The organism is Amaricoccus sp., from assembly GCF_017995835.1.
Taxonomy (GTDB): Bacteria; Pseudomonadota; Alphaproteobacteria; order Rhodobacterales; family Rhodobacteraceae; genus Amaricoccus.
The window spans coordinates 1-4,457 of sequence record NZ_JAGOID010000167.1; the positions used below are offsets into that span (position 1 = coordinate 1).

4 protein-coding genes and 2 tRNA genes are annotated in these 4,457 nt (G+C 71.5%); 2 read left to right on the forward strand and 4 right to left on the reverse strand.

The genetic code is table 11. The annotated features are described in order from the left end of the window. Positions 1-19 precede the first annotated feature (19 nt). The 3 genes from KBA23_RS15985 to KBA23_RS15995 form a co-directional block, all read right to left on the reverse strand. Positions 20-574, reverse strand: coding sequence for a nucleoside deaminase (locus KBA23_RS15985; RefSeq protein WP_290743034.1), 555 nt, complete (start codon positions 572-574; stop codon positions 20-22). Between the two features lie 159 nt (positions 575-733). Then, positions 734-808: transfer RNA gene (locus KBA23_RS15990), tRNA-Lys, on the reverse strand. Positions 809-905: 97 nt separating this feature from the next. Continuing rightward, positions 906-981: transfer RNA gene (locus KBA23_RS15995), tRNA-Lys, on the reverse strand. Between the two features lie 97 nt (positions 982-1,078). On the opposite strand from KBA23_RS15995, the gene dapF reads away from it, so the two are divergent. Continuing rightward, positions 1,079-1,915 (forward strand): diaminopimelate epimerase, encoded by an 837-nt coding sequence (gene dapF / locus KBA23_RS16000; RefSeq protein WP_290743037.1) that lies wholly within the window; start codon positions 1,079-1,081, stop codon positions 1,913-1,915. After that, entirely contained in the window at positions 1,912-3,165 is a 1,254-nt protein-coding gene (gene mtaB / locus KBA23_RS16005; RefSeq protein WP_290743039.1) for a tRNA (N(6)-L-threonylcarbamoyladenosine(37)-C(2))-methylthiotransferase MtaB, read from the forward strand. Before dapF ends, mtaB begins: the two co-directional genes overlap by 4 nt. A 17-nt stretch (positions 3,166-3,182) precedes the next feature. On the opposite strand, the gene KBA23_RS16010 is transcribed toward mtaB, so the two are convergent. Further along, the coding region (locus KBA23_RS16010) for a GAF domain-containing protein (RefSeq protein ID WP_290743041.1) at positions 3,183-4,457 on the reverse strand (1,275 nt) is incomplete at its 5' end.

A 4,457-nucleotide genomic window follows, 5' to 3' on the forward strand; every position in this document is an offset into this window, starting at 1 on the left:
CACCCTGACCACAGGCTCATCAACAACAGCAGCTCCTTCCTGCCCGTTCATCTGGGGGTCCCTCGGCTGGTCCATCTCGGTCTCCTTTCGGACAAAGCGATGTCCAGGGAAACTGGGGGCAGCTCACGACGACTTCGACCTTTCGTTGTCCGGCGTCGAAGACGGAATGGCAGGGCATGTCCATGGTCAGGTTCTCCGGATTGTCGCCGGTGAGTTCGGCCAGCCGCCTCTCGGTCATCCCGAACACGACACGGCCGATCCCGGCCCAGTAGGCCCCCCCGGAGCACATGCAGCAGGGTTCGACCGAGGTGACGAGGGTACAGTCGGCGAGGAACTCCGGTGCGAAGCGGAGCGCCGCCTCGCGCGCGACGTTCATCTCCGCGTGGCCGACGCCCTTGTCCGTGGCGAAGGTGTTGCCGGAGCGGAGGAGCACCTGTCCGTCCGGCCCAGCGAGAAGCGCGCCGAAGGGATGGTTGCCCGCCGCGCGGCTGGCGATGGCGATGCGCATGGTTTCGCGCAGAAGCTCGATGTCGGTCGCAGCGCTTTCGCGCTCGGAGCCGGTGACGGGCGCCACTGGTTTCCTCCTCGTGGGCTGGTCGCTGATCCTTGCGGTTTGCGGCTTCGACGCTGCGGTGACCACCTGGCGGTGCGAAGCGTTGGTCGTGTCGGACCCTCCGCTGCTACAGCGCGCCGGGCGCGGATGCCGCGCCCGCCGAACGTCAAGCCGGGGTCTTGGTGGGCCAGCGGGGATTCGAACCCCGGACCTACTGATTAAGAGTCAGCTGCTCTACCACTGAGCTACTGGCCCAAGACGCCGCGGCACGGAAACGGTCGCGGCGCTGCGGGTATGCCAAGGGTAGGCCGCTGTCAACCCGGATCGCGGCGAGGCTCCGGGACGGAACGCGTGGTGAGCCCGACAGGATTCGAACCTGTGACCCACTGATTAAAAGTCAGTTGCTCTACCAACTGAGCTACGGGCCCGACCCGTGCGGTGTTAGGGTCGCATACGGGGCCGGTCAAGCCGGTTTCCGCCCTGCAACCCTTGGCCCGCCGGGGGCGCGATCCGTATATAGCGGCGATGAACGACGATTCTGACGATCTGCGCTTCCTGAAGATGCACGGGCTCGGCAACGACTTCGTGGTCATCGACGCGCGCGGGCGCCGCGACCCCGTGACGCCGGCGGTCGCGCGAACGCTCGGCGACCGGCGGCGCGGCGTCGGCTTCGACCAGCTTGCGGTGATCCGCGACGGCGACGAAGGCGCAGATGCGCGCATTGACTTCTGGAACGCCGACGGCTCCGCGGCGGCCGCCTGCGGCAACGCCACCCGTTGCGTGGCGCGGCTGCTGATGGACGAGGCGGGCGCCGGAACCCTCCGCCTGCGCACCGGGCGCGGCCTCCTGATCGCCGAGGCGGCCGGCGGGGGTCTCATCCGCGTCAACATGGGCGCTCCGCAGCTCGGCTGGGACGAGATCCCTCTGGCGCGCGCCGTCGACGTCGACGCCCTGCCGCTCGACGGCTCGCCGGGAGCGGTCGGCATAGGCAACCCGCATTGCATCTTCGTCGTCCCCGACGCCGAGGCGGTCGACCTCGCGGCGCTCGGACCACGTTTCGAGCACGATCCGCTGTTTCCCGAACGGACGAACGTCGAGTTCGTGCAAGTCATCGACCCGACGACCATCCGCATGCGCGTCTGGGAGCGCGGCGGCATGATCACGCTGGCCTGCGGTTCGGGCGCCTGCGCCGCAGCGGTCGTCACCGCGCGCCGCGGGCTGACCGACCGGCGCGTCGCCGTCCGGCTCGACGGCGGCGAGCTCGGCATCGACTGGCGCGAGGACGGCGTCTGGATGACCGGTCCGACGGCGCTCGTCTACGAAGGCCGCATCGCGCCGGAACTGCTCGGGACGGCGACATGAGCGGGACGAAGGTCGAGACCTTCGGCTGCCGCCTCAACGCCTACGAGAGCGAAGCCATGCGCGGCCTTGCGGAACGCGCGGGGGTAGTCGACGCCGTGGTGGTCAACACCTGCGCCGTCACCGCCGAGGCGGTTCGCCAGGCGCGCCAGCGCATCCGCAAGCTGCGCCGCGAGCGGCCAGAGGCGCGCATCCTCGTTACCGGCTGCGCCGCCCAGACCGAGACGGCGCGCTTCGCCGCGATGCCCGAGGTCGACGTCGTGCTCGGCAACGCCGAGAAGCTGCGGCCCGAGGCCTGGACCCGGATCGCCGCCGGCGAGGCGGAGCGCGTGACCGTCGGCGACATCATGGCCGAGCGGACGGCGCCGGCGCCGCTGGTGGACGGCCTTGCCGCCCGCGCCCGCGCCTATGTGCAGGTCCAGAACGGCTGCGACCACCGCTGCACCTTCTGCGTGATCCCCTACGGGCGCGGCGCCTCGCGCTCCGTCCCGGCCGCCACGGTGGTCGAGCAGATCGCCCGCCTCGTCGGTCGCGGCTTCAACGAGGTTGTGCTGACCGGCGTCGACCTGACGAGCTGGGGCGCCGACCTCGACGGCGCGCCGAAGCTCGGCGATCTCGTCGCGGCGGCGCTCGCGGCCGCGCCCGACCTGCCGCGGCTCCGCCTCTCGTCGATCGACTCGGTCGAGGTCGACCCGCGGCTGATGGAGGCGATCGCCGGCGAGCCCCGGCTGATGCCGCATCTCCATCTCTCGCTCCAGGCCGGCGACGACCTGATCCTGAAGCGGATGAAGCGCCGCCACCTGCGCGACGACGCCATCGCCTTCTGCGCCGAGGTCCGGGCGGCGCGGCCGGGCATCGTCCTCGGCGCCGACCTGATCGCCGGGTTTCCGACCGAAACCGAGGCCGCCTTCGCGAACACGCTGCGGCTGGTGGAGGAATGCCAGTTGACCTGGCTCCACGTCTTTCCGTTCAGCCCGCGCCCCGGCGTGCCGGCCGCGCGGATGCCGCAGGTCGATCCCGCCGTCGCGCGCGCCCGCGCGGAGCGCCTGCGCGCGCTCGGCGCGACGCGCGCCGCGGCGCATCTCGAAGCGCAGCGCGGCGCCCGCGTGCGCCTGCTGATGGAGCGGCCCGACCTGGGGCGCACCGAGGGCTTCGCACCGGCGCGCCTCTCCACGCCCGCCCGCCCGGGCGAGATCGTCGAGGCGCACGTCATCGGTGTCGAGGCGGGAGTCCTTCTCGCCAGGGCGGCCTGACCGGCGGCCTGCCACGCTCAGGCCGAGCGCTCGATCTCCGGGCGGCGGGCGAGCTGGAGCCGGACGAGGCCGCGGCCGGCGCGGACGAGGCGGACAGGGCATCCCTTCTCGTCGAGGCGCTGGCGGAGAAGGAGAAGCCGAGTCTCGAGGTTGTCCTTGAATTCGGGGAGCCGAAGATCGGGCGCGAGACGGATCTCGCGGTTCGAGAACTCGACCCGTCCGTCGGCGAGATGACGCTCCAGCAGGTAGACGAGGAGCCGCCCCGCGACGCCGCGGATCACGTAGCCGTTGTCGATGAACACGCTGTCGTCGAAACGGTGATGAAGCACATGAAATCTGCCCGCCGCCGGCCCGCCCCGCGGCTCCGGGGGCGGCGCGGTCGCCTCGCCGGCCAGCGCCTCGCCGATCAGCAGCGTCGCCGCCGCGTGGTTCGCAACCATGGAGAGCGCCACCGCGTCGTCGTGGCGGAAGGCGAGCCGCGCCGGGCTTTCGGCGAAAAGCACGCCGTAGAGCGCCCCCTTGGCGTACATGGGCACGGCGAGCTGGCTCTGTGCGTCGGCGAGGCCCGGAAGCGCGATGACCCGCGTCTCCTCCTCCGGAGGCGAGGTGTCGCGGATCGCCGCGCCGAAGCGACGGATGCGGCTCATGTCGCTGACCCGCACCGGCCGGCCGAGGGCCGCGGCGGCTCCGGCGATCCCGTCGCCCGGCGCGATCTCGGAGCCGGCGCCTGTCTGCGGATAGCCGCGGCTCGCCAGCGTCACCAGAACGTCGCGGCCGGGATCGTTCTGGAAGAGGATCACCGCCGGCGCGTCGAGCATCGCCCGCGCCCCGTCGAGCAGCGTCTCGACGATGCGCGCAGTCTCGGTCTCCGCCGCGACGCGGGCCACGACCTCGGCGGCACGAAAGAGGCGCGGCGGGGCCGGCGGCGGGGGCGGGGTCTCGACGCCTTCCGGGTGCGGCAGCGGGACGATCTCGTCGACGCGGAAGATCGCGACGCTGGCCAGGCGCATGATCTCCGACATGCCGACCTGGGCGCTCGAAGCCCGCAGGCTCGCGGTCATGGCGTCGAAAAGCGGCCCCTCGGCCTCGTCCCGCAACCAGGTGACCGCGAGGCGGGTCTGCCGGCCGCTCACCCCGTCGACGACAATGACGCAAGCCTGCGGATTCTCTCGGAGATTGCGGGCGGTCTTGCCGAAGAACTGGTTGGACAGCCCGATGTGATGCTCGTCCACCTGCTCGACGTGACTGAGGTAGGAGACATTCGGCACACCGTCGGCAGAACTGGTGGCGAT